The following is a 22,045-nucleotide window of genomic DNA, read 5'->3' as shown; positions in this document are numbered from 1 at the left end:
TGTGAGGTTTGTTGACGTTCAAGAGCACTTAGGCGCGTTCGATCAAAGGCGCGTGGTCACGGCAGAACGTTTCAAATTCATCGGCACTGGCATAAGCCTTTTGAGTGCCGGGTCGGGTGATGGAATGAGCGGCATAAAGGGAGGCTTTGCGAAGGGCTGCTTCCACATCGCCGGTCTCTGCATAAAAGCGTGCAAACGAGCCGATAAAAGCATCGCCTGCGCCTGTCGTATCTTTCGGTGTGACTTTGACCGGCGGGATATTGACGATCTCAGTTGCGGTAATCATGCGTGCGCCACGTCCGCCCAGTGTCACGATGACCGTGCGGATACCGCGCGCAATCAACGAGCGGGCGGCAACGACAATCTCATTATCCGTGCTGGTCGGAAGGCCAGACAAAAGAGCAAGCTCGCTCTCGTTGGGCACGAGGAAGGTCACTTGCCGGATACGCTCCGGATCAAGATCAGCCGCCGCAGGTGCGGGGTTCAAAATGGTTTCGATGCCATTTTCAGCGGCAAAAGCGATTGTGTGGTAGACGGTCTCGACCGGCACTTCCATCTGCATGAGGATCAGGCCGCATTCCTTCAGATCATCGGCTGCCTTGTCGACTTCGGCGGGCAGGAGGTCTGCATTTGCACCTTTTACGATCAGGATTGAGTTTTCGCCTGAAGGTTCGACAAAGATAGGGGCTACACCGCTCGACTTGCCCGGTACTTTGAGAACGTGTCGCGTATCGACGCCAAAGCTATTGAGATTGCGGATCGTATTATCGGCAAAGACGTCGTCGCCAACGCGCGTTACCATCATCACGTCGGCACCGAGGCGTGCAGCTGCAACAGCCTGATTTGCCCCCTTGCCGCCGCAGCCAATTTCGAACGTTGGCGCTTCAAGCGTTTCGCCGGGGCCAGGCATACGGTTCACATAGGTGATGAGATCCACCATGTTGGAGCCAACCACTCCGATCTTTCTGGTCATGAGAAGTTCCTTTGAAATTTCAGAGTGCCCTGATCTTGGCTTCAAACTGTTCGGCGGCAGGCTGATCGAGATAGCCAACGCGCACGGGGAAGATGGCGCGCTCACCCGACGCCAGTATCCGCACATTGTTCTTGGCTTTTTCGGCGAGATAGCCTTCCGGCTCGCAAGTGGATGGCAGGGCAAAGGCTGCAACCTGCGCATCACCGTTGACGAGAATCCAGCGCACGGTTTTCGGGAAAGCCTCAACCGGATAGGAGATCGCAAAGCCGTCGCCATCGGCAAGCTTCATCATCTGATGCGTCTTGCCATCGGCATCGGTTGGCAAGCCACGAATATAGAAAACCTGCTCGGGATCGTAGCGTTCCGGCTCATCGAGCACTTCCATCACGGAAGGATCTGCGGCCAGTTCATCAATCAAGGAGAGGTAATCGTCATTGGGTGTCACATGGCCCGGAACGGCTGTGCGCACCTGCACCTGATCCGGTGTAAAGGCGACCGGCTGCACAATGCGCGCGTCTTCGTCATAGGCGAAATTGACGTGGCACATATACATCAGCTCCATCGGAGCCGATGACAGGTTTTCAACATCCATGGTGATGTCGAAGATCGTTTCCTTCGCATGAAGCCGAACGCTTGGCCGCGCGAGATAATGCGCGCCAAAGCCCATGACATATTCATATTCGCCAGTGACTTCGACAAAGCTGCCATGTTCATCGGTGCCGAATAAAAGCCCTGCCTTGTCCATCTTTGCGCAGGCCATTTCACCATGCAGAAGGTGATTATCCTGCGGCGAAGGGCAACCATTGCGCAAGATTCCGCTGTGAAAAGCAAAGCATCCATAAGTCTCGACGATGGTGGTTGCCGGGCGCGGCATGGAGAAGCTGTTGCCCATGGTGAGGTCAATGCCGTCGAACTCTGCGCCCCATACCATCTGCCCCATGAATGGAAGCACGATGATATTGCCGCGCTCGTTTTCGATCAGCAGAGCTTCGATACCGCTTGGATAACGAAATGCCGTCACACTCAGCCCGTCTGCACTGGCAATGACATGCGGCTGTTCGACAAAGTCCTGACGACGAAGATGAAATTCAATATCCTGCATTTGGGATCACCTGCCTTGATTGCGCGAAGCATTGATCGCTATGACGAGGATGAGGAACGCACCCCAGATGAAGTCGATCAGGTGATTGGAGAACCGCATCATCTGAAAACCGGAGGAAAGAAGCATGAGAGCGATCAGCGCGATGGCGATGCCCAGCACGCGCCCTTTGCCACCAGCCGGATTCGTGCCGCCAAGCACGGCGATCAAAACCGCTTGCAACAGATAGGATGCGCCATAATCCGATTTAGCCGCATTGGTACGTCCCGACAAAATGATCCCCGCAAGCGAGGCTAGAACGCCTGTCAGCATGTAGGAATAAAGGATCATGCGTTCTTTGCGGATGCCAGCAAACACGGCTGCGCGCGGGTTGGTGCCGATCAGCATCAGATTGATACCAAGCGTGGTGCGGGTCAGCAAAATTCCGACGAGAATGCAGACCACGATGAATAGAAGGAAAGGCGTGGCGATGCCCATGATCTTGCCATTGCCTACCCAGTTCCAAGCATCCGGGAAACCAACGATGGCAGGCCCACCGGTAAGCACCAGTGCCAGTCCCATCAGAACCTGGCCTGTGCCAAGTGTTGCGAGGATCGGAGTTATGCGCAGCTTGGCGATCAGCAGCCCGTTCACAAGGCCTGATAGAAGCCCGATAAGTATCGCAAGCAGGATACCAATGACAGTGTAGAACAACATTCCAGAGCCTGAAGTCTGGGCTGCCTGCACCATGGATGAGTGGAAATAGACGCCAGCGACGATACCCGCCAGATTGGCAATGCCGACCACCGAAAGATCAATGCCGCCCGTCAACATCGCAATCATCATGGCGATGGAAAGAATGCCCAGCTCCGGCATGATGTAGCTGATTGATTCAAAGTTGTAGTAACGCAGAAACTTGTCCGGGTTCATCCAGGTCATCAGCGCAAACACAAGCACGGTAATAACGACGAGTTGGATGATATTGTTGTCTCCGCCAAGGATGCGGCGCATGTCGAAAGACTGTTTCATGTCGCTTTCTCCCTTCAGGCGATGCTTTTGCGATCGCGCCACGCCGTGATGGCGGTTGCTGCGATGATAATGAGGCCCACAACGACACGCTGCCATGTGGTATCGACCTTCATGATGATGAGCGAGTTTTTGACCATCACGAGCATGAAGACGCCCATGAGTGTGCCAAGCACTGTTCCGCGACCACCGAAAATCGACGCGCCACCGAGAACTACGGCTGCGATCACATCGAGTTCGAGGCCTACAAAATCACGCGGATTGGCAAGCCAGATCATGGATGAATGCAGCAGCCCCGCAAAACCTGCCAAGGCACCCGCCACGCAATAAACGAAGAAGATCGTGCGGCGCGTGTTGAAGCCGACGCGCTTTGCGGCTTCCGGCGAGCCGCCATAGGCATAAACACTGCGTCCGATCATCGTATGGCTGAGGATCAGGTGGATCAGCAATGCAAGCGTGAGATAGACGAGGAACATCGCGGTAAGACCAAAGGCTGTACCGGAAGCTGAGGTGAGCGAAATTACGTCCGTCTTGCCAAACTCGATCAGCTCTTTTGGCATCTTGTTGATATTGACGATGCTGGTGCCAACGAGACCTAGCACAAGGCCGCGCACAATGGAGCCGGTGCCGAGCGTCACGATCAGCGGGATCATCTTGAAGCGGTGGATGATGAAGCCGTTAAAGGCACCGAGCAACAAGCCGATCAACGTTGCCGCGACAAACGGAATGAATACACCATCATAGCCCAGGTAAACCATAGCGCGGACGGTCAGATACATTGCCGCAATAGCAAAGGCCGTAAACGACACGTCGATGCCGCCGGAAATCATCACCAGCAGAACGCCAAGTGCCATGATGCCGATCACGACATTGGAACGTAGAAGCCCGAAAATATTATCCAGTGACCAGAAGGTGGGGTTGATAAGACCAATGATAATCATTGCGGCGAGAAGCACACAGGCAATGATGAATTCGGTACTGCGAAAGAATTTCATGTGCCGGTTCCTCAATTCAATGTCTTGAGCCGGTCATTGACGGCGTCTTCTGTCATGTTTTCACCGGAGAGTTCATCGACGAAACGTCCACGATGCATCACCAGTACACGATTGCAGTTTTGAACCAGCTCCGGCACATCATCGGAAATCATCAGAACGGCCAGACCTTCATCCTGTGCGAGTTTGCGGATGATGTTGTGAATCTGAGCCTTTGAACCCACATCAACGCCAACCGTTGGCCCGTTGAGGATCAGGATTTTAGCGCCAGTCAAAAGCCATCGCGCCAACACAACGCGTTGCGCGTTGCCGCCGGAGAGATGGTTGACGGGTGTATGCGGGCCGGGCGCAACAATATTCATTGCCGAAAACATATCGCGCGTCGTCGCATCTGCCTTTTTGCGATTGATGAACAAGCCGCGTACGAATTTCTCAATCGACGTCACAATGATATTGCGCTCAATCGACTGGGTGAGGAACAGCCCTTCCGTAAGACGATCTTCCGGCACATAAGCAACGCCGCAGGCAATACCTTCCTGCACGGTTTTGGGATGAACGGGCTTGCCGTCGATCCGCATATTACCGGTAAAGTCAGGCTTCATTCCGAAGAGGGCTAATGCGAGCTCGGTACGGCCGGAACCGATCAGGCCGGAAATGCCAACAATCTCGCCTGCATGAAGCGTGAGGCTGGCTTTTTCCACCGAACCGGGAACGGAGAGATTGTCGACCTCAAGGCTCGGGACACTGGTGGCGCCTTCACGGGCAACCCATTGGTAGCTGTGTGCCGTCAGTTCCTGACCGGTCATGGCGCGGGTAATCGCCGGTTCGTCAAATTCGTTAATCGGGCCTTCCGCGACTTTCTTGCCGTTGCGGAAAACAGTCAGCCGCTCGCTGATTTCCAGCATTTCGCGCATCTTGTGGCTGACGAACAGTACGGCGATGCCCTGTGCCTGAATATCGCGCACGATCTTGAACAGCGCGTCGACTTCATGTCTGGTAAGCGCGGTGGTTGGTTCATCCATGATCAGAAGCCGCGCATCAGCCATAACGGCGCGCGCTATTGCAACGATCTGCTTGCCGGATGTTGGCAGGCTGTCCACTTCGGCATCCAGATCCATCTGAACGCCGAGACGATCAAGAGCCTGCTGCGCAAGTTCGCGCACGCGCTTCCAATCGACAGCCTTACGACCTTCCATGAGAAATGTATTGATCGCGAGATTCTCCGCGACCGTCAGGTTCCCGAACAGCGAGAAATCCTGATAAATCACCTGAATGCCATGATGTACGGATTTGACAGGATCGAGCTTGCCGACCGTCTTGCCGTCGATCAGAATTTCGCCGTCTTCGGGTGTGTAAACACCGGACATGATCTTGATTACAGTGGATTTGCCAGAGCCGTTTTCGCCGGCAAGGCAGTGAATTTCGCCGGGCTTGATGGCAAAGGACACGTCGTCCAGCGCTTTCACGCCGCCAAAGCGCTTCCCGATATGGCGCAATTCGATCAGATTTTCAGTCATAGAGGCCTCGTGCAAGGCTGCAAATGCAGATGGAATGGGGAGAAAGAGGCGGGGGCCTCTTTCTCCTGTTCAGCAACGATTAGAAATCGTACTGATCCATGTTTTCCTTGGTCACGCCGACCCAGCCTGCGCCGTAGAGCAGGTTTGGCTTGGAAGCGTCGGGAGCGATCAGGCTTTCATAGCCAGGCAGACCGAGATTGAGGCCAGCCTTGATTTGCTCATTCTTCTTTTCAAGGGCTGCAACGGCCAGCATGTTCATGGCATAGCCAGCAACTGCCGGGTCCCAGAACTGAATATACTGAACATCGTCATTCTTGATGTATTCACCGGCAACCGACACAAGACCGGTGCCAGCGAAGAATACCTTGCCCTTGAGGCCACCTTCAGCAATCAGGCGGCCAGCACCAGCAGAAGTCGGCATTGGAGCGCCGAGAATGCCGGTGATGTCCGGATAGGCGGTCATCGCTTCTTTAAGCTTGGTGTAATCGGTATTTGCATCGTCATAGGTTTCAAGGCGTTCAGTTGCCTGCGACATTTCCGGGAAATTGGCCTTCTGGTACTCAATAGCACCGTCGATCCAATCCATCTGTGACTTTGAGGTCAGGCTGCCGACGGTAGCAACATATTTGCCCTTGCCGCCCATCGACTTGCCGAGTTCCTTCATAAGGTTGGCGCCGTAGGCCTTATTGTCGAAAGCTTCAATGTCATAGTCGACGTTTTGAATATTGGACGCTTCGTGGCTGATAACGACGATGCCGCGATCACGTGCTTTCTTCAAGACTGGTTCCACCGCTTCAACCGAAAATGGAACAATGGCAATAGCGTCAACGCCTTGTGCAATAAGGTTTTCGACGATCTGTACCTGGGCGGCCGCATCTGCCTGACTTGGACCAACCATCCAGACGTCATTGCCGGTATCGGCCTTGAACTGCTCAACGCCGTCACGCATACGGTCGAACCAGGCAATGCCGTCAACCTTCACAACTGTCGCGATCGTGTATTTCTTGTCGTTTGCCGTCGTGATCAGGTCTTTATTGATTTTGGACGTATCGACGACGCCTTCCGCAAAAGCATGTGGCACGGCAACAGACATCGTAACAGACGCGGCAATAGCCATAGACGCGATAAACTTCTTCACCGGTATTTCCTCCCTGGAAACGAATAGCCCCCGCCAAAAGCGCTTCCGCGCAGGCGAGATTGGTGACTACTGATTTTTACGCTGATGCTTTGCAGACTGCTGCTGACACCAGTGTCTCCTCCATTGCGACCATCAACACTGGATAAGTCGCAAATTCCTCTTTCTTGGCGCAGGCTGCCTGAAGCGTTGTGGCCTGCTGCAAATTCCTATTGTCAGATCCTCCCGATAATGCGAACTATAATGTTATAATCCGATCATTATGTTTGGATCGTTTCATATTTCTGTTTGACCTGTCAAGTATGCACCATCGCAATTGCACCAATTGATGTGGCAAGCTAAACGGGGGTGAACCGCAACCGAAATGGGGAATCAGTGAGCAGGATCAGTCGTAAAGACGAACGGATTGCCGAACTTGCGGCTCTTGTTGAGGAAGCGGGAGTGCTGCGTCTTCGCGACGCGGCAACGCGGCTGGGCGTTTCGGAAATGACAATTCGCCGCGATATCGGGACAGATTCCGGGCCGCTCAATTGTTTGGGTGGTTACATTATTCCTGTGCAGGATAACGGTAACGGCAGCGATTATGTCTTTGATCTTGAAAAAGATTGCCATGCCAATGCAAAAGCGCAGGCCTGCGCGGCAGCTGCAGCACTTATAGAAGCGCATGACACCGTTTTTATCGATTGTGGCACCACAACGCCATATCTCGCGCAGCAAATACCGCAAAACCAGCACATCACCGTGGTCTGTTATTCACTGAATATCGCCGAGATTCTGTCGCGCCGGGATGATGTCCGGCTCATCGTGCTCGGTGGGGTTTACCACCCGGAAGCCGCGTCTTTCTCAAGTGATGAAGGCATCGAAGTTCTCAAGCGCGTCAATATCAACAAGGCTTTCTTGTCGGCAGGCGGTGTTGATGAGCAACACGGAGTAACCTGCTCCCATTTTCATGAAGTGCCGGTAAAGCAGATGGCGATGCAGCGCGCGCTCCAGAAACATCTGGTTGTTGATGAAAGCAAGTTCGGCAAAGTCCGCGCTGCACGCTTTGCCGGAATGGTAGATTTCGATTCTATCGTTTCAGGCTGAAATACACGTCCGTCGTCCCGCTGTTAGGAAGCTTTGGTGCAGTTCAAATTTTCGAAATCGGCGCTGGTCATCACGATCATGATCTTCTTTGGTCTTTTGCTGTTGGCGACCGCAGGCGCTGGTCTTGGCTGGATAAGAAGCTTCTTAGGCGATGTTATTGCTGTAATCTTCGTCTATTTTGCATTCCGTACGGTGCTTGACGGAAACCGAGTTTTGTTGGCTCTGGCGGCATTTTTTGTAGGTGTGGCGGTTGAGGCCGGGCAATATCTGTCCAAAGTATTCGGTATTGAGATCAGCAACAGAGCGCTGCGGATCATTCTGGGGGCAACGCCGGATTGGCTCGATGTTCTGGCTTATGGAATCGGCGGGTTGCTGATTATCGCGTGCCTTGGAGCCGGCGCTTTATTGAAGCGGGATCAAAGAATGTGATTTTTCAGCAAGCGGACTTTCTTTGAACACAATGCTCTCTTATACCTCTGTTTATAGGCATTGCTGATGAGCGCTGGAACGCGTCTGTCGCTCGCAATAGCCTTCATCAATTCAAGCTTTTGACCACGGATGTACTGGCACTGGTAGACATTGATGATCAGGAAGGTCGGTGCATTTTTGCCCCGGCCTTTTTTGTTGCGTAAAATTCGATTGAATACGCGCACAGTACTTCAAGGGCGAAGATCGACCAGCTCATCTACCGACGTTGATGCTACGAGCATGTTTGCTTGGATTGTCCGCGCATATGCACATTCTTAACGAAGAATAGCACGCAAACTACCGGCGAAGGTCGCTTCGCACACTCGACGAATTTTGAGAGAAAAACTTTTTAGAGGATTGTTGGTCTACAGGGCCAGGCGAGGTTTATTGAACCTAAAGTAAACTTCATATTTTCGATCTAAGTGATTGGAAAATATGGTGGGCGATGAGAGACTCGAAGTCTGCAAAACGCTTAATTATCCATTGAAAACGTTTAGTAATTCCCGACGATATTGCTTGCCTGTGTACCAACTTAGTGTGCTGACGTCAATTCAAGCGACCGCCACGTTTTAGCGCCTTTAACCGCCGCCGCTCTTTCCTGTTTCCCTTTGCTAAATCTGGTCTGTAGGTATTTGGCGGATCGAACAGCAGACTTCGCTCGGAGTAATCAACGAGTATATCTAGTTTCTTTTGCAGAATTTGAGCTTCTTCATCCTCTTCTTCACTCCACCCCGTGAAATCGAAGCTCATTAGGTCTTCTGATCTTGCGCTGCTTGATGTGCCCGGTTCAGTCGCTAGTCCGTAGACAAAATCTACGTTTGGGGATTTAAATCTGATTACGTGAGCGTACGCTGTCAGCGCTGCCTGTCTCTCTTTGCGGTATCGTTTGCGGCTCCAAGATGCCTCTTTCGGAAATAGCAGAAAGAAGAAAATTGTGCGTTCATTACTCGAAGGCATGAAGATGCTAGTTCGAACATTTCTAGGCGTGGTCGTAATTTTTTGATTGATAGCGTTCGCCATTAATGCACGTTGAATTCTCGGCTCTGCCGCCAGAAATCTTAGGTTGCGCTCATTCCCAGTTAAACCCGCTTCATTTCCGTAGGCCAGCGTCCCTTCCCGAACGTACGAAGTGAAATGCTCAATTAGACGATCAATAAAAAGACCATCTTTCGCCAGAGCCAAACGCATTTTCCGGAATTCGCTCGATCTGTAGTAGTCCCATTGCTCCTCTGATATAAAGATCTTCTGACCCTCCTCTATCTCAACGCCGTTGAGATCGAATGACGGTTCCCCATTCTGGCTCATGTTGTTCAGGTAGAAACCAAGTAAGTCCTCCTCGCCGGGGCAGAAGAGTACTTTGTCTTGGGCGAGGAATTTTTCCTTTTCAGACAAATAGTTCACAAAATCGGTGATTGTGTCCAACTCGGTCATGACTATGTCTAGTGAAACCTCGTCAAATACGTGAACGAAACCTTTCTGCGAGTTTACACGACCAATGCGGAAGGGGCCACCAAGCTCATGATCTGAGTAATGGTCTCGATCCGATAAGCTTGGGGAGAGCATTAAGCTTCCTCGACTTCCAAGCCCGAAGAATGACTCACACCTTCCGGAAGCCCCGGTTGCCACAACGATCCTATGGAATATAAGGCCGCCCTTATCTAGGAGTGAGAACGGAAACTTTTGAGAGCACATTTTGTCCAGATATACTCGGTCTGGAAAATCCCTTATCCATTTTTCGGCGCCATGTATCTGCTGTGCAGATTTATCTATCGCTTTCTTGTACCATCGACGCCAATCAACATTAACGTCCCCGGTATTTGGAAACTCACATGACTTATCCGAGAAAATTATGACATGCTTTCCGAATACAACCAGCAGGTCGCAGAGTTCTTTCCCTTGGCGGCTGCTTTCACCAATGCCTCGGTCGGTATAAGGGTTCGGATAGCTCCACAAACTCAGAAAAGAATTCCGACAAAGGTTTCCAAGATAGCGTTCTGATGGTGTCAAGCCTAAGTCTTCGGTAGTCTGGTTCATATTTGATCGCTATCTCCGGCCAAAAAAAACAAAAAATACGAGCATTCAATTTCCCGTCAGACGTCCACAAAAGTGTCTATTTTGCCCATTTCCACATAGCTAGTCCCAAATGTAATTGGGAAGCTTTTTAGCTGCTGAGAGAGTTGCGTTCAAGCTGTGCTCCGTTTGTTTGGCAGCTTTCAAAATAACTAAAAAATCTGAGAGGTCGAACTCGAAAGATACAGAAGGTGAAATCCCCCTATGCCCTTCGAGCTACCTCCCAGTTAGGTAATTGCGTCTCTTTCTTAGAAGTTATTGGTGCTACCTTAGCGGGTGGTAGTTGTTGGGTGTTCTTATGCATCCCACGCGATAAGGTTTACATCATGGTGTTTGTTTAGTCCGACAGCGCTTGGTCTAGTTGGACTCACAGGCGGCACGTCTTTCTAGTCCAATAAGAATGGGTATTGACTTAATGGACTAAGTGTCCGATAGGTCTTTAAATTCTATTTGGACTTATGGGGCTTATAATGGACGCAGCACACAGCAACAATGTCGCCACCTATAGAGGTCAGCTTGTAGGTTATGCGCGCACATCGACCACAGACCAAAGGGCGGGGCTTGCGGCTCAGGAACGCGACCTCACAGCAGCAGGGTGCGACCGTATATTCAGCGAACAGACCTCGGCAAAGGATGCCAAGCGCACTGAACTTCAACGCGCCCTTGAACACCTACGCGAAGGCGACACATTCATTGTCACTAAGCTAGACCGACTAGCGCGTTCTGTTGCTGACTTGGTTGACATTACGTCAAAGCTACACAGCAAAGGCGTGGGATTGCGCATCCTCGCTATGAACCTCGATACAGGTACGCCCACGGGCAAGCTTATGGTGAACCTTTTAGGGTCTATTGCTGAGTTTGAGCGTGAACTTATGCTGGAACGTCAACGCGAAGGTATTGCTGCGGCGAAGGCTGAAGGCAAATACAAAGGACGCGCACCGACAGCGCAAAGGGAAGCTGATACAATCATTTGCATGAAAGACGAGGGTAAGTCAGTCGCTGAGATAATCAGTGCGACAGGCGTTGGTCGTTCGAGCGTATTCAGCATATTGAAAGAGGCGGGACGCACGACAACCAGACCAATTTAGCTTCAAGAGTTTCATCTTTGCGAAGGCGCGTAAGTACGCTAACGAAGACGGTGCCGCTTTCACGAAGGCACTGCGAGTTCGTCATGAGATTTACTAATCAAAGGTTGAAAACCAATTGAGTTGTGCAGCTAAAGAATGCATAAATGAAGCACATTAATATCTTATATAATTGATAATAAACGCTTTTTTAAAAAGCATAACAGAAATGAATCATTCGGGCTTGATTGAGTCAAATTTGTCATTAGACGGCGCTTAATTTGCATTGGTAAGCATTTCACACACCCAAACGAACCTTTGAGGAACTGTGAATGCTCACCTATGCCGACCTTCAATGCACCAATCCCCGCAACGTAATTCTGCTGCTTCAGGACGCCCTTGTTTCATCATGGAAGGCGTCTCGACAGTCAGGTGATGCGCCACACATAGCTGCCCTTTCGCACGGCTTAGAACTGCTGAGTGAAGTCGCCTTCGATTTTGCAGAAGGTCGCAAAGGGTATTTCGGCGATACTGGCAACGCAATGCGCTTGAGCCTTCTTACGCAGACGAGAGCGCTGAAACGTCTGACACCCGATGATCGGCTCAAAGTCCTATCCGCAATCAATTATTTTCAAGAACATCTGGCAGCTTTGTGCAGGAAAGACGTGAAGCGTGAGCGCCGCCGTGTTGCTGGTTTGCGTGAAGATAGGCGCAAAGGTCCCGTGAAGGGCCGCTCAGACTGCGCTTTTACCTCCGCTCAAGCATAAGAAAGGATATATTATCATGGCACGTCTACGCGGAAAAAGATGGCTTGCAGACTTTCGGACTGAAACTGGTGAAAGGTTGCGTCCGTCATTCGATACACAGGCTCAGGCGGAGGAATGGGAAAAGGCTGCAAAGGATGCCAAAATAAAAGGCCAACCGATCCCGCAGCCGCTGACAACCTGTTTGCAGGGTATTACGCCTCAGCACCTTGCGACATTGGGGCCACTCTATGATTATGTTGTCAAAACGGTTTGGAGCAAAGCACGGGGCAGCGTAACTCAGATCAAGAATGGTAAGGCCGTGGTGGATTTCTTCGGTCGTCACAAGTCTATTGATAAAATAACCACCTTCGAGATTACCGGAATGCGCTCTTTCTTCCTTAATAAAGGTAATGCGCCAGCAACCACGAACAGAAAGGCGGCTGCTCTGTCGAGAATGCTCAGGACGGCTCTTGAATGCGGTATTCTCAAGGACATGCCGAAATTCAATTGGGCGCCCGAAGGACAATCCAAGTTCCGTTATCTGGATGAACAGGAGGAGGACGTTTTGCTGGATTACTGGCAGGAACGGAAGTTGATGGATATGCATGATTTGTGTGTCCTCCTGCTTGATACGGGTGGACGCTGTTATTCGGAAGTGATGACATTCAAATGGGAGGATGTGCGCCGGGATTACGGTGCGGTCACATTTTGGGAGACAAAGACAGGCAAGCCGCGCACTGTTCCGCTCACACAACGCGCTCAGGGTGTTTTGAAGCGCCGCTATAACAGCCACAGAAGCAATGTAGGGCCATTCACCAATGTTTCGCGCTTTGTGATGCGCCATAAATGGGATGAAATGCGCGTTGCGACAGGGTTTCACGATGTAACCCCGCACACGCTGCGTCATACATGTTGCACGAAGCTGGTTCTTGGTGGCGTTGATGTGAAGCGCGTTATGACTTGGATGGGCCACAGTGCCATGCTGACGACCATGCGATACATGCAGATCAAGCCGACTGCGCTCGAAAGCGTTGTTAATGTTCTGGAAAATAGGAGACGATAAAGCGCCATAGCGAGTCGCTGAGAAGCGCTTTGAGTGTGGTGATGGTGTTTCCTGATAATGCCGTTGGTGGCGCTCAATGAGTCTTATCGGGGCGTTATGCGGCCTTCTGTGCTGCATTACCCCCTATCTTAGAAATTAATAGTTTGTCGCGCTCCTCGCTGAACGTGATTACCCCCTATAATTGATGAACATGTTTGTCGTGATGCTCTGCGCTATCGACCATGTGTAAGCCTAATCGGTTTTGCACCCCTGTAAGACCCGCAAAACCGCACCTTAATCCACACCTTCAATCGCCCCGCTTGGTCCATCCCGGCGGGGTTTTTTGCATTCCAGAAAGGAAAACAATGAAAGCACCAAAACCAATCCGAAAGCGCGGCTCAGTGCGCACCCCGATCCCCTTTGTTGATGCTTACGGCAAGCAAGTCCTGAAAGTTCCTCTTGATGACGCTGGTGCTGATTTCGCTTTGATTGATGCTGCTGACTATCAGCGCCTCATTGACAGCGGCATAACGCCTAACTGGTTTAAAAACGGTGACGGCCAAGGGCGCACTTATGTCAGGGCAGGGCTTTGGCGTGATGGTAAAGGAACGGTCATTCAAATAGCCCGTGCTGTTCTCAAGGCAGAGGGAAGGCGTGTCGTTCATTATCTTAATGGTGACAGTTTGGATTTGCGCATGAGCAATCTCAGGCTGAGTAAATGCCGCGATAAAAATGTAGCTATGCGTATCAGCAAAGTGTCAGCCGACCATGGATAATTCTGGCTTTCGTCTTTGGCTGGATGAGGTGTCCAAAAAAGCAAAGGCTAGGGGAGGAATAGCATGGACAAAAACGATGCTACGCAATGCAAAGCTGGAGGCAAACAGGCAGACCCACGATAAAACACCGATAATTCATGATCGAAAGCGCGGTGAAATCGTCAATCCGATAACTGGTGAAATATCGACAGGTTGTCTTTCTATTGGCGCTTTCGCAAAGGCCCTTAATATAACCACACACCGCTTGAGTCAGACCATGAAGCATCTCGGTATGGTCGTTTATATCTTGGATTATCGCAATGTGCCGATGGTCCGTGATGCGGCGTTTCAAAAGCCTCGTTATTTCCACACCCCGGACGCTTCTCAGAGTGCTGTCAAAAATAACCTTGTCGTGCCGATTAAGGTCAGGAGGAAAGGCGGCTTTGGGCGGTTTCTTTTGGTGACTCCTTTGGGGCAAAAGTTTCTGAGAAAAGCGGTCACGTGCGGTCCTTCGCAAGAAAAAGCCGTAGATACGCGAAGGAAGATTGTCGCTAGTTTGCGTTGCGAAGGGCTGACAATCCGGGAGATCATTGAAAGGACTTCGTTTTCGCGAAGAAGTGTACTTCGACACATGAAGATGATTAAGCACTTGGAAGCAGGGATGCCACTTTTTTGACGTTTACCTATAAAAGAAACTTCGGGTCTCAAGCAGGGTGGGCAGAGGTGCCACTTTTTGTCTGTTTACCTATTATAAGAGTTTGAACGAGACGCTTTATAGGCCGCTTAATGGTACTCACTCCTGACGGAGTTGGTCCGAAAACACCTTCCAGCTTTATATATTTGATGATGTCGGAATGGGTTTTGCACATAAAGCGCAACCTTTCCCGCACATTCTCAAGCCTTGTCCAGCCTGTTGTTCGTTACGAATGGCGGTGGACGATCGGTGAGAAGACGTACGAAAGCAAGGTATTTCAGTGTCTTATCGACTTACGTCCTACCCCAAGACACCTTTTACAAGGTTGTCTTAATTCATCAGTGGTCGGTACTTCCACGTAAACCGCCACATAAATCAAACCTTCATTCTAATAATTCCCGCGCTGTCATGCATGTCGCAATGCATTTTTGACGGTCGCTTCTAGCTGCCTTTGAAAGGAGCAAATACATGCAAATAATTGAAAATGCGTCTCTTTCTCTAACCACTCATATCACCGTCCACATTGACGCCGAATGTCCGGTAAGCCACGCCCCCGGCTCATTTGCTGCAATCATACAGCTTTGGGAAGGGCCATCGAGAGGGTTTCGTCATGTAATTGCTGCGAGTATCGGCAATACGACCAAGAACCGGATGGAACAGAAGGCAGCTATAGCAAGCATGAGATTTATTCGAGATACATATGCAGCAGCATTCCCCATTACCGTCTATAGCGTGAGCAACTATGTCGCGGACGGCATGTCCCTGTGGTTGCATAAATGGAAAACTAAAAACTGGTCGTCTTACGACAAGTCGCCCGTGAAAAATCGAGATTTATGGGAAGCTCTGGTTGATGCTGCGGAAGGGCTGCGTGTCGAATGGAAATGGCTCAGAAGCAACCTTAAAGACCCCGATAACAAGGCTGTTGACGCGCTCGCTAAGACTGAGTTGGAAAGATACCGCAGCGCAACATAAAGCCCCCACAGCTCCACAAAACAGCCCATTAAGTGCCCTTCACGATCCTTCGTGTGGGGCTTTTTCTATTCAATCACAGTCACATAAGGACATACAGACCCATGGCAAATGAATTATTCGGAAGCCGCATTCAGGCCCCATCATTACGCCCTGTCGGGCTTCAACCCGCAGCAATACCGGGAAGCACGTTCGTCAGGCCAGCACAGCGCGAAGCCGGGGGCAACCTCCGCGCCCTCGCTGACAGCCTTGGCGGGCTGAATAACGCCCTTCAGAACTATAACGCCGTCACAAAGGCACAAGAAGAAGACCCTGAAAGCCGCGCTAACCGCGAATGGAAAGCCAAACGGTCGCTCATGTCTCGTGAGGAACTCATAGAGGACGTGAAATCCGGCTCTGCAAACGGCATCCGCATCCGTGAAGATGCGCAAATGTCATTGCTCGGTGAGAAGGCCGCAAGTGACAGTCGCGTTGAGATGGAAAAGTTCTTCTTCGGCGGCGGCTTTGATCTCTCGTCGGGCGACCCTGAAACCGCCTATCAGCAGAAGCTTGCAGAGTATGCCGAAGCGCTGCCTAACGATCTCTCTAAGGCCGCTTTCTACCGCGCTATGGAGCCGCACCGTCAACGCATGATGGACGGCATCGGCAAGCAGAAGGTGTCCTATATGGAAGGGCAGCGGAATAGCGCTGTCGTTGATACCTTCCGCAACATCATTGATGATGACCTTGCGGGGGGCAAGCTGACTGCGACACAGATTGCTCAGAATGTGTTCTCAAGGTCCGCTTCAAACAGGGACTTCTTGGGGCTTTCGGGTGATGAGCAAAACGAGACGATTTTTGAGATTGCTAAGGAATACGCGGCAAAGGGCCGTCCAGATATTGTTGAAGCGCTGCTTAGAGAGACTCGTATTGGTGCGGATGGTGAGAAGCTTCCGGCTATTGGAAGGATCGCTAAGTATGGCACTGAGTCGCTCAAGCTGGTTGAGACGGCGAAGGACGTGCGGGATGGGAAGGTTCAGGAAGACGGTCTCGTTGAACGCAACACTGTCAACGACATGGTTGTGAACGGCACATTCACTCTGAAAGACGCAGAAAAGCTGAAGGGAAAGGGTTTATTCACGACGAAGCAGTTGGGGGACATGGTGTCTCAGAGCACTCAGAACCGCCTGACTGCTGAGAAAAATGCTTATATTTCAGACCTAAAGCGCAGTTACAAGAAAGCCCATGAGGACGGAAAGCAAGCTGTTTTATCCGAAGCTTTGTCCATTTCTAACCGAGTAGGCGGTATCGCTCTGCTGAAAGACCGTGAAATCCCATCCGAAGTTGATGAGGACAAGACCACCTACACCACAAAACAGATCAAAGATGACATGGTATCGCATATGGAAAACCAGTGGGATGTCCGACAGGAGCAACTTATCGCTAATGGGACGCCACCTGAACAAGCCCGTAAGCAGGTATTCGGTGAGCGTGTGTCTTGGTACGGCAATAATGGTATCGTCAATAAGCAATGGGATGCGCTGCTCAATGGCATAGCTTCCCGATCAACAACTGAGATGCTGGTTGAACGTGGGCATGTTCCCGAAGCTTTGGTTCAACATGCGGAACTCTATCGGGATTTGAAGGCAACAAATCCGGCATATCTCAGCACCGTCATGCAGGATGCGAAATCGAAGACGTTTCTTGAAGCGTATCAACGCGGAGTCGAGACATTGCGTTTGGATAAGCAAGGTGCGCTGCATTATGCGGCAACACGCGTGACTATGGACCCCGCTGAGGAAGCTCGATCCAATCTGAGGGCCACAGAAATAGACAGCATTGTGAATAGCACAATGTCGGCTTTAGGTTTGGAAAAGCGTGGGCCGGGGTATTCTCAGGTTTATGGGCGTGTGATGGAAATGTCTAAGAGCGGCAGCACGAGAGAGGAAATCAAAGACAATATTCAGAAGGACCTTGAAACGAACTCAGTAGTAATAAACGGCAGTCTGGTTCCGACTTCGCGAGACTTACCGCCTGACTTCCCGGAACTCATGGAAATGGAAATTCAGGACGTTTATGAGTTTGCCAAGGAGCGTGAGGGTGTTGAGAGCGTTGATGACTTGACCGTCATTCCAGTAGGTGACAGCGGAAAATGGATGGTTGTTAGCAAATCTCGCGGTTACATGCCGTTAGGAAGCGGAAACCTGATTACTGCGGGGCGCCTCGATGTGAGGCGTAACTACCGCAGACAGCAGGAAGAAAACCGACTCAAGGCTTTCGCCAGTGCAAAGGAAACGGAACGGGACAAAATGCGTGAGGAACTTATTGCCGACCTTGAGAAAGATCGGGCAAACATTGTTCGTTGACGCAAGAAATCAGGACCGCTTTCAAGGGCTGTTGCAGATCGGCTTGAGGAGAACTTCAAGCGGAAAGCGGAAGGCCGTGGAGGGTTCTTTAGGGAACTTTCTGAGGGCTTCTCAAAGAAAATAAAGGCGACCGCAGACGCGGACCGCCAGAATTATTATGACCAGATGAAGTTCTACGAGGACTTAGGCTCGTTGTTTTCTAGTGCCCTTCCTTCCGTTACGATTGGAGGCAGTAAGCTGAACAACGGTTGGTCGCTCCGATAATCAAATTGGCCCCGCTTCGGCGGGGTCTATTCGATTTGGTGAAGAAAAAAACATAAAAAGAGCCATTTACAAGATATTTGAATTAAAAAACGTTGGGACTCGCTTATTTACTCTGTAGTGACTGAGATCGAGTTGAGGAAAAATATACCGATCATTGCAATGGTTACTATTTTTCCGAGAGAAAAAATCTAAACTATTTCTTCTCTCGTGAAGAGAAAATCAAACTCGCTTCAAGTCTATATTTATTCCTTTTTCATTGATTTCCTTAGCAAGCGCGAGGGCTGCCTCACCAACCTCATCTTTGAAAGGGATATAGATAACACCTTGAATGTCGCTAGGACGCTCCATATTCTCTTGCTGTCTCATTAGAACGGCAACGCGATCACGCCCCAATTTTGTTAACATCATCCCCAACTCTAAAACAACATTTTGCCGAGCACGAAAGGCCTTTTCTTCTTCGTGACCAGCACGGTGCCCTTCATCATCAGGCGTAGCCAGTACAACAGCAAAGTTTGCAGTTTTTGCAGCACCTTCCAATTTTTCAATAATCGTCTGCCCACCAGACGTGAGTTGATCGAGAATAATCGGATTTAGGCCCCATCGCCGTAACATCGCTTCTAATTCTGTGCGCGCGATGCTATCGTGACCATACACAACAAATACGTCACGAGGGCTGCTGTTAGTAGGTTGAATACCCGTTGCGGCTGTCGTTCCGTTTACAGGTGCGGCAATGGGCTGACCGAGAAGCGTGTTTATCGCGGCTTGATTTTTCCCTTGTACGACTAGTTTGCCGGTATCGTATAAATTAATAATCTCACCGGAAGTGCACTTAATTGCCCATCCCTTGTCATTTGACAGTCGATCACAACTTTTTACGTTATAACCATTTGTTTGTAATAGATTAACTAAGTCATCATGGTTCATTTGGATTGCCCCTGCAAATTGATATCTGAGTTAGGAGCAATATACGCGGAACGTGATGTGGTCAATTTTCATTTTTAGAAATATAATATCCGCTATTAATGCCTTTACTATTATTTAAAATTTTATGATCTCTTTTGATTTCTCAAAAATGTTCATTTTTCCTGTGAAGGTAAAAGATAGACGTGAAGTGTTTGTCGAGTTTTGTCAATTTTAGGCTGTCTAGGCACAGGGGTTGTACACGCGACTTGATACTTATCTGAAATTATGTAATAAAAACAATGTTTAATGGCCATTTCAGCCGAGTTCAATGCTCTCTCGCAGCACCAGCGCTCCCCCGCGCTGAAATCATTAATACCGCTTGCGCCATAAGGCGTTTTACCCATAACGAGGCTGCTGACGCGTTGGCCTTTCTTGAGTTCAAAAGTACGATCATAAGCCCTCACAGACTCGCAAAACAGCCCATTAAGCGCCCTTCACGATTTATTTGTGAGGGGCATCCCTATAGTGAGTTAAGGCGCTATTCGTTCATATATGATGGTATCTTCTCAATTTCGCGAGCTAGTCCGGGTAGCATGGCTTCGCTCTTGCCATATCCTGCTGCTGAGTTACCAGTTGCTCGTCCGGTCACATAGTCCTTCGCAGAGTCTTGAATACCACCGACACGACACATGTCTTCGAACAAGTGCCGCCAACCGTGGTTAGGTGCGAGGTCTTTGCGTTCAATTTTCAATGTGTTGCGTATCCAGTCTCGCACGTTTCCTTGTGAGCGTGTAGGGAATATGCGAATTGAACTGCGTCCGGGATACGCAGCAATAAGGTCTATCAAACCTTCATTCAGAAGGTCTTGATGGATTGGCACACGCCGCTCACTCGACTGTGTTTTCAGCGTCTTGCCGCCCATCGTGGTTAGCTTGAAAAACCAGTCATTACCGACTTGGAAAAAGTCGTTCGGTGTTAATTGCGCGACTTCGTTTATTCTCGCGCCTGAATATGCACATAGCCAAGGAAGCCACCTCCGCTCCAAGCTCCGTTCCTGTCTTGCGGCTTTCAGAATTGTTCGCGCTTCTTCGAGTGTCAGTGTACGCTGGTCGCTTGGCGCAGCCTGATAAGAAGGCGGAATGACAACTTCTAACGGGCTAGCCTGTGGAAACAAATCACCCAAACTATGTTGTCTGGCCCATTCTATAACGGTTTTCAGGTTTTGGAGCCGTTGTTTGATCGTACGGTTCGACAGTTTTGCCTTGTCGAGCATGTCTCGTACCCATGCATCCGCTTCACGAGCGGTAACGGTAGTCAGATCATCGCTTTTTCTGAACCTAGCGAACTCCTCGACTGCATTATGATATTTAGAGATAGATTGCGTTCTTACAGGCGAAGCGGTTTTACCAGAAGAACGGCGGGAAACCTCGGCGTTTATGACGGAAGTAAATGTGATTTCACCAATGCGCTTATTGGCTACTTTAGGCTTATCGGCTTCAAAACTTGGATACTTATTTGTTTCGCCGCTATCCGTATAATCACCGCCAGCCTTCGCGTGGTTGATTTTTGCTGCCTCGTTCAATGCTGTTCCAACCATTTGCAGAAAGCGTGTACGATGTTGTGGCTCAATTATTAACGCCCTTACGCGATAACACTGCGTCAGCGACTCTGCCGAACTTCTTCTCTAAATCGTTGGCTTGCTGTTCAAGGGTAGGTATCGCCAGCGTATTGAGTCGTCCATTTAGCGCAGCGGTATTGCTTTCAACCACCTTTTCCCAAAGGCTCTGGCTGACTGGTTCTTCATCGAATATTTCGACAGATATTCCTCTTGCTTCTCCTGCTAGGGCAAGCATCTGCTTGAAGGTGAGGGGTTTAGAGCCTTCACGTAGCGTCACCCAAAACTCTTGAAGCGCTGCATGAGCCGCGCTGAAACGACGTTTTGCTTCTGCGGGTTCACGCGTTCCAAGCGAGACCTTTACAAATCCCTTTATAAGAACACGCTTTAGATCATCGCCGACAGGGAGAGAAATTGATCTTCCGTGCGCACGTTGAACAAGGTCAGACGGCACTCGGGTGCGAAGATAATAAACGTTGCCGATAAGGAAAGGGGAGGACATTGTGAGACTCATTGTGTGCCAGCCTTGTGTACTAGAATGTACGCCGGAAACTCAATGGTTTCAATAACTTCAACATTATCAAGGGGATAATATGGTGGGCGATGAGAGACTCGAACTCCCGACATCTTCGGTGTAAACGAAGCGCTCTACCAACTGAGCTAATCGCCCGACTGACTTGTCAGCCGCTGTGAGAGCCGTTTAGGCTGTTCGTTTCGAGAGTGCAAGCGGAAAAATTAGAAAAATGCATTTTTTTAGTTCTCCGGCTAAAATCGATAGGCCTGCTGGGGATAACTCAAATCGGCGCTCTTATAAGAACTACGTGTGAGAGCCTGTTTCATGCACTTGATCATGCAACGCGATTCTATTTTCCATTTAATTTGAATGCGTTCGGGCGATACATGCAGAGATGTGGATAAAAGCTCCCCTATAAGAAAGCCCGCAAAATGGGGGCTTTTAAAATAAAATCGAATTTCTTCTTTTTTCTTCAGACCACTCGCTTGACACTCGTGAGAGAACCCCTTAAACGACCGCTCACACCGAACGGAAACGCCGGTGACTATCCAGCCAAACGGCTGAAAATGAAATGCGCGGGTGTAGCTCAGTTGGTTAGAGTGCCGGCCTGTCACGCCGGAGGTCGCGGGTTCGAGCCCCGTCACTCGCGCCATTTTCTTTCAAGAATTCGATCATAAAATCTTGAAGAAAATGGCGCTTCTCGCGTTTTTATTCCCATGATGAAACATTCAAATCTTATGCCTCAGTCATGCCTGATCGAGAGCTTTATCTCGCCGCATGCTTAGCCGC

General features: G+C 50.2%; 19 protein-coding genes and 2 tRNA genes. 10 read left to right on the top strand and 11 right to left on the bottom strand.

What is annotated here, in order from left to right; translation table 11 throughout:
* Window positions 1–28: 28 nt before the first annotated feature.
* The 6 genes from rbsK to RT142_RS20650 all read right to left on the bottom strand — a co-directional run bounded on the left by rbsK (window position 29) and on the right by RT142_RS20650 (window position 6,724).
* Window positions 29–973 (bottom strand): ribokinase, encoded by a 945-nt coding sequence (gene rbsK / locus RT142_RS20675; RefSeq protein ID WP_112804945.1) that lies wholly within the window; start codon window positions 971–973, stop codon window positions 29–31.
* 19 nt (window positions 974–992) lie between these two features.
* Window positions 993–2,075, bottom strand: coding sequence for an aldose 1-epimerase family protein (locus RT142_RS20670; protein WP_112804943.1), 1,083 nt, complete (start codon window positions 2,073–2,075; stop codon window positions 993–995).
* 6 nt (window positions 2,076–2,081) lie between these two features.
* Window positions 2,082–3,080, bottom strand: coding sequence for an ABC transporter permease (locus RT142_RS20665; protein ID WP_007874530.1), 999 nt, complete (start codon window positions 3,078–3,080; stop codon window positions 2,082–2,084).
* 14 nt (window positions 3,081–3,094) lie between these two features.
* Complete coding sequence (locus RT142_RS20660) at window positions 3,095–4,072, bottom strand: ABC transporter permease (RefSeq protein WP_313031171.1); 978 nt, start codon at window positions 4,070–4,072, stop codon at window positions 3,095–3,097.
* A gap of 11 nt (window positions 4,073–4,083) precedes the next feature.
* Entirely contained in the window at window positions 4,084–5,586 is a 1,503-nt protein-coding gene (locus RT142_RS20655; RefSeq protein WP_215776271.1) for a sugar ABC transporter ATP-binding protein, read from the bottom strand.
* 79 nt (window positions 5,587–5,665) lie between these two features.
* On the bottom strand, window positions 5,666–6,724 hold the full coding sequence (locus RT142_RS20650) for an autoinducer 2 ABC transporter substrate-binding protein (protein WP_215776272.1): 1,059 nt from the start codon (window positions 6,722–6,724) through the stop codon (window positions 5,666–5,668).
* A 372-nt stretch (window positions 6,725–7,096) separates the two neighbouring features.
* Here RT142_RS20650 and RT142_RS20645 point away from each other — a divergent pair, with 372 nt between their 5' ends.
* Together RT142_RS20645 and RT142_RS20640 are read left to right on the top strand one after the other, a co-directional pair.
* Window positions 7,097–7,807 carry a DeoR/GlpR family DNA-binding transcription regulator gene (locus RT142_RS20645; protein ID WP_007874534.1) on the top strand — a complete coding sequence of 237 codons (711 nt, stop codon included), beginning with the start codon at window positions 7,097–7,099 and terminating at the stop codon, window positions 7,805–7,807.
* A 36-nt stretch (window positions 7,808–7,843) separates the two neighbouring features.
* A complete protein-coding gene (locus RT142_RS20640) occupies window positions 7,844–8,236 on the top strand; it encodes a DUF2809 domain-containing protein (RefSeq protein WP_313031165.1) in 393 nt (130 codons plus the stop codon).
* A 585-nt stretch (window positions 8,237–8,821) separates the two neighbouring features.
* On the opposite strand, the gene RT142_RS20635 is transcribed toward RT142_RS20640, so the two are convergent.
* Window positions 8,822–10,309: a hypothetical protein gene (locus RT142_RS20635; protein WP_313031163.1), complete on the bottom strand. Its 1,488-nt coding sequence runs from the start codon at window positions 10,307–10,309 to the stop codon at window positions 8,822–8,824.
* Between the two features lie 506 nt (window positions 10,310–10,815).
* On the opposite strand from RT142_RS20635, the gene RT142_RS20630 reads away from it, so the two are divergent.
* The 7 genes from RT142_RS20630 (at window position 10,816) to RT142_RS20600 (ending at window position 17,960) form a co-directional block, all read left to right on the top strand.
* Complete coding sequence (locus tag RT142_RS20630) at window positions 10,816–11,433, top strand: recombinase family protein (protein ID WP_409558595.1); 618 nt, start codon at window positions 10,816–10,818, stop codon at window positions 11,431–11,433.
* Window positions 11,434–11,741: 308 nt separating this feature from the next.
* On the top strand, window positions 11,742–12,176 hold the full coding sequence (locus RT142_RS20625) for a hypothetical protein (RefSeq protein ID WP_313031161.1): 435 nt from the start codon (window positions 11,742–11,744) through the stop codon (window positions 12,174–12,176).
* A gap of 16 nt (window positions 12,177–12,192) precedes the next feature.
* Window positions 12,193–13,218: a site-specific integrase gene (locus RT142_RS20620; protein ID WP_313031160.1), complete on the top strand. Its 1,026-nt coding sequence runs from the start codon at window positions 12,193–12,195 to the stop codon at window positions 13,216–13,218.
* 344 nt (window positions 13,219–13,562) lie between these two features.
* Complete coding sequence (locus RT142_RS20615; RefSeq protein WP_313031158.1) at window positions 13,563–13,973, top strand: hypothetical protein; 411 nt, start codon at window positions 13,563–13,565, stop codon at window positions 13,971–13,973.
* Complete coding sequence (locus RT142_RS20610; protein ID WP_313031156.1) at window positions 13,966–14,628, top strand: hypothetical protein; 663 nt, start codon at window positions 13,966–13,968, stop codon at window positions 14,626–14,628. Before RT142_RS20615 ends, RT142_RS20610 begins: the two co-directional genes overlap by 8 nt.
* Before the next feature lie 486 nt (window positions 14,629–15,114).
* Window positions 15,115–15,618 (top strand): RNase H family protein, encoded by a 504-nt coding sequence (locus RT142_RS20605; protein WP_313031154.1) that lies wholly within the window; start codon window positions 15,115–15,117, stop codon window positions 15,616–15,618.
* 428 nt (window positions 15,619–16,046) lie between these two features.
* Window positions 16,047–17,960: a hypothetical protein gene (locus tag RT142_RS20600; RefSeq protein ID WP_313031151.1), complete on the top strand. Its 1,914-nt coding sequence runs from the start codon at window positions 16,047–16,049 to the stop codon at window positions 17,958–17,960.
* Between the two features lie 483 nt (window positions 17,961–18,443).
* Here RT142_RS20600 and RT142_RS20595 read toward each other — a convergent pair whose 3' ends face one another.
* From RT142_RS20595 to RT142_RS20580, 4 genes are all read right to left on the bottom strand, one after another.
* Window positions 18,444–19,148: a TIR domain-containing protein gene (locus RT142_RS20595; RefSeq protein WP_313031148.1), complete on the bottom strand. Its 705-nt coding sequence runs from the start codon at window positions 19,146–19,148 to the stop codon at window positions 18,444–18,446.
* Between the two features lie 517 nt (window positions 19,149–19,665).
* A complete protein-coding gene (locus RT142_RS20590; protein ID WP_313031146.1) occupies window positions 19,666–20,709 on the bottom strand; it encodes a hypothetical protein in 1,044 nt (347 codons plus the stop codon).
* 43 nt (window positions 20,710–20,752) lie between these two features.
* A complete protein-coding gene (locus RT142_RS20585; protein ID WP_313031144.1) occupies window positions 20,753–21,244 on the bottom strand; it encodes a DUF6538 domain-containing protein in 492 nt (163 codons plus the stop codon).
* 92 nt (window positions 21,245–21,336) lie between these two features.
* Window positions 21,337–21,412: transfer RNA gene (locus tag RT142_RS20580), tRNA-Val, on the bottom strand.
* A gap of 419 nt (window positions 21,413–21,831) precedes the next feature.
* Here RT142_RS20580 and RT142_RS20575 point away from each other — a divergent pair.
* Window positions 21,832–21,908 (top strand) — tRNA-Asp (locus RT142_RS20575).
* Window positions 21,909–22,045: the final 137 nt, after the last annotated feature.

The sequence above is a fragment of the Brucella sp. genome, assembly GCF_032066345.1.
Classification (GTDB): Bacteria; Pseudomonadota; Alphaproteobacteria; order Rhizobiales; family Rhizobiaceae; genus Brucella; species Brucella pseudogrignonensis.
Note: the sequence above shows the minus strand (reverse complement) of the source record. Positions and strands in the feature narration are given on the sequence as shown.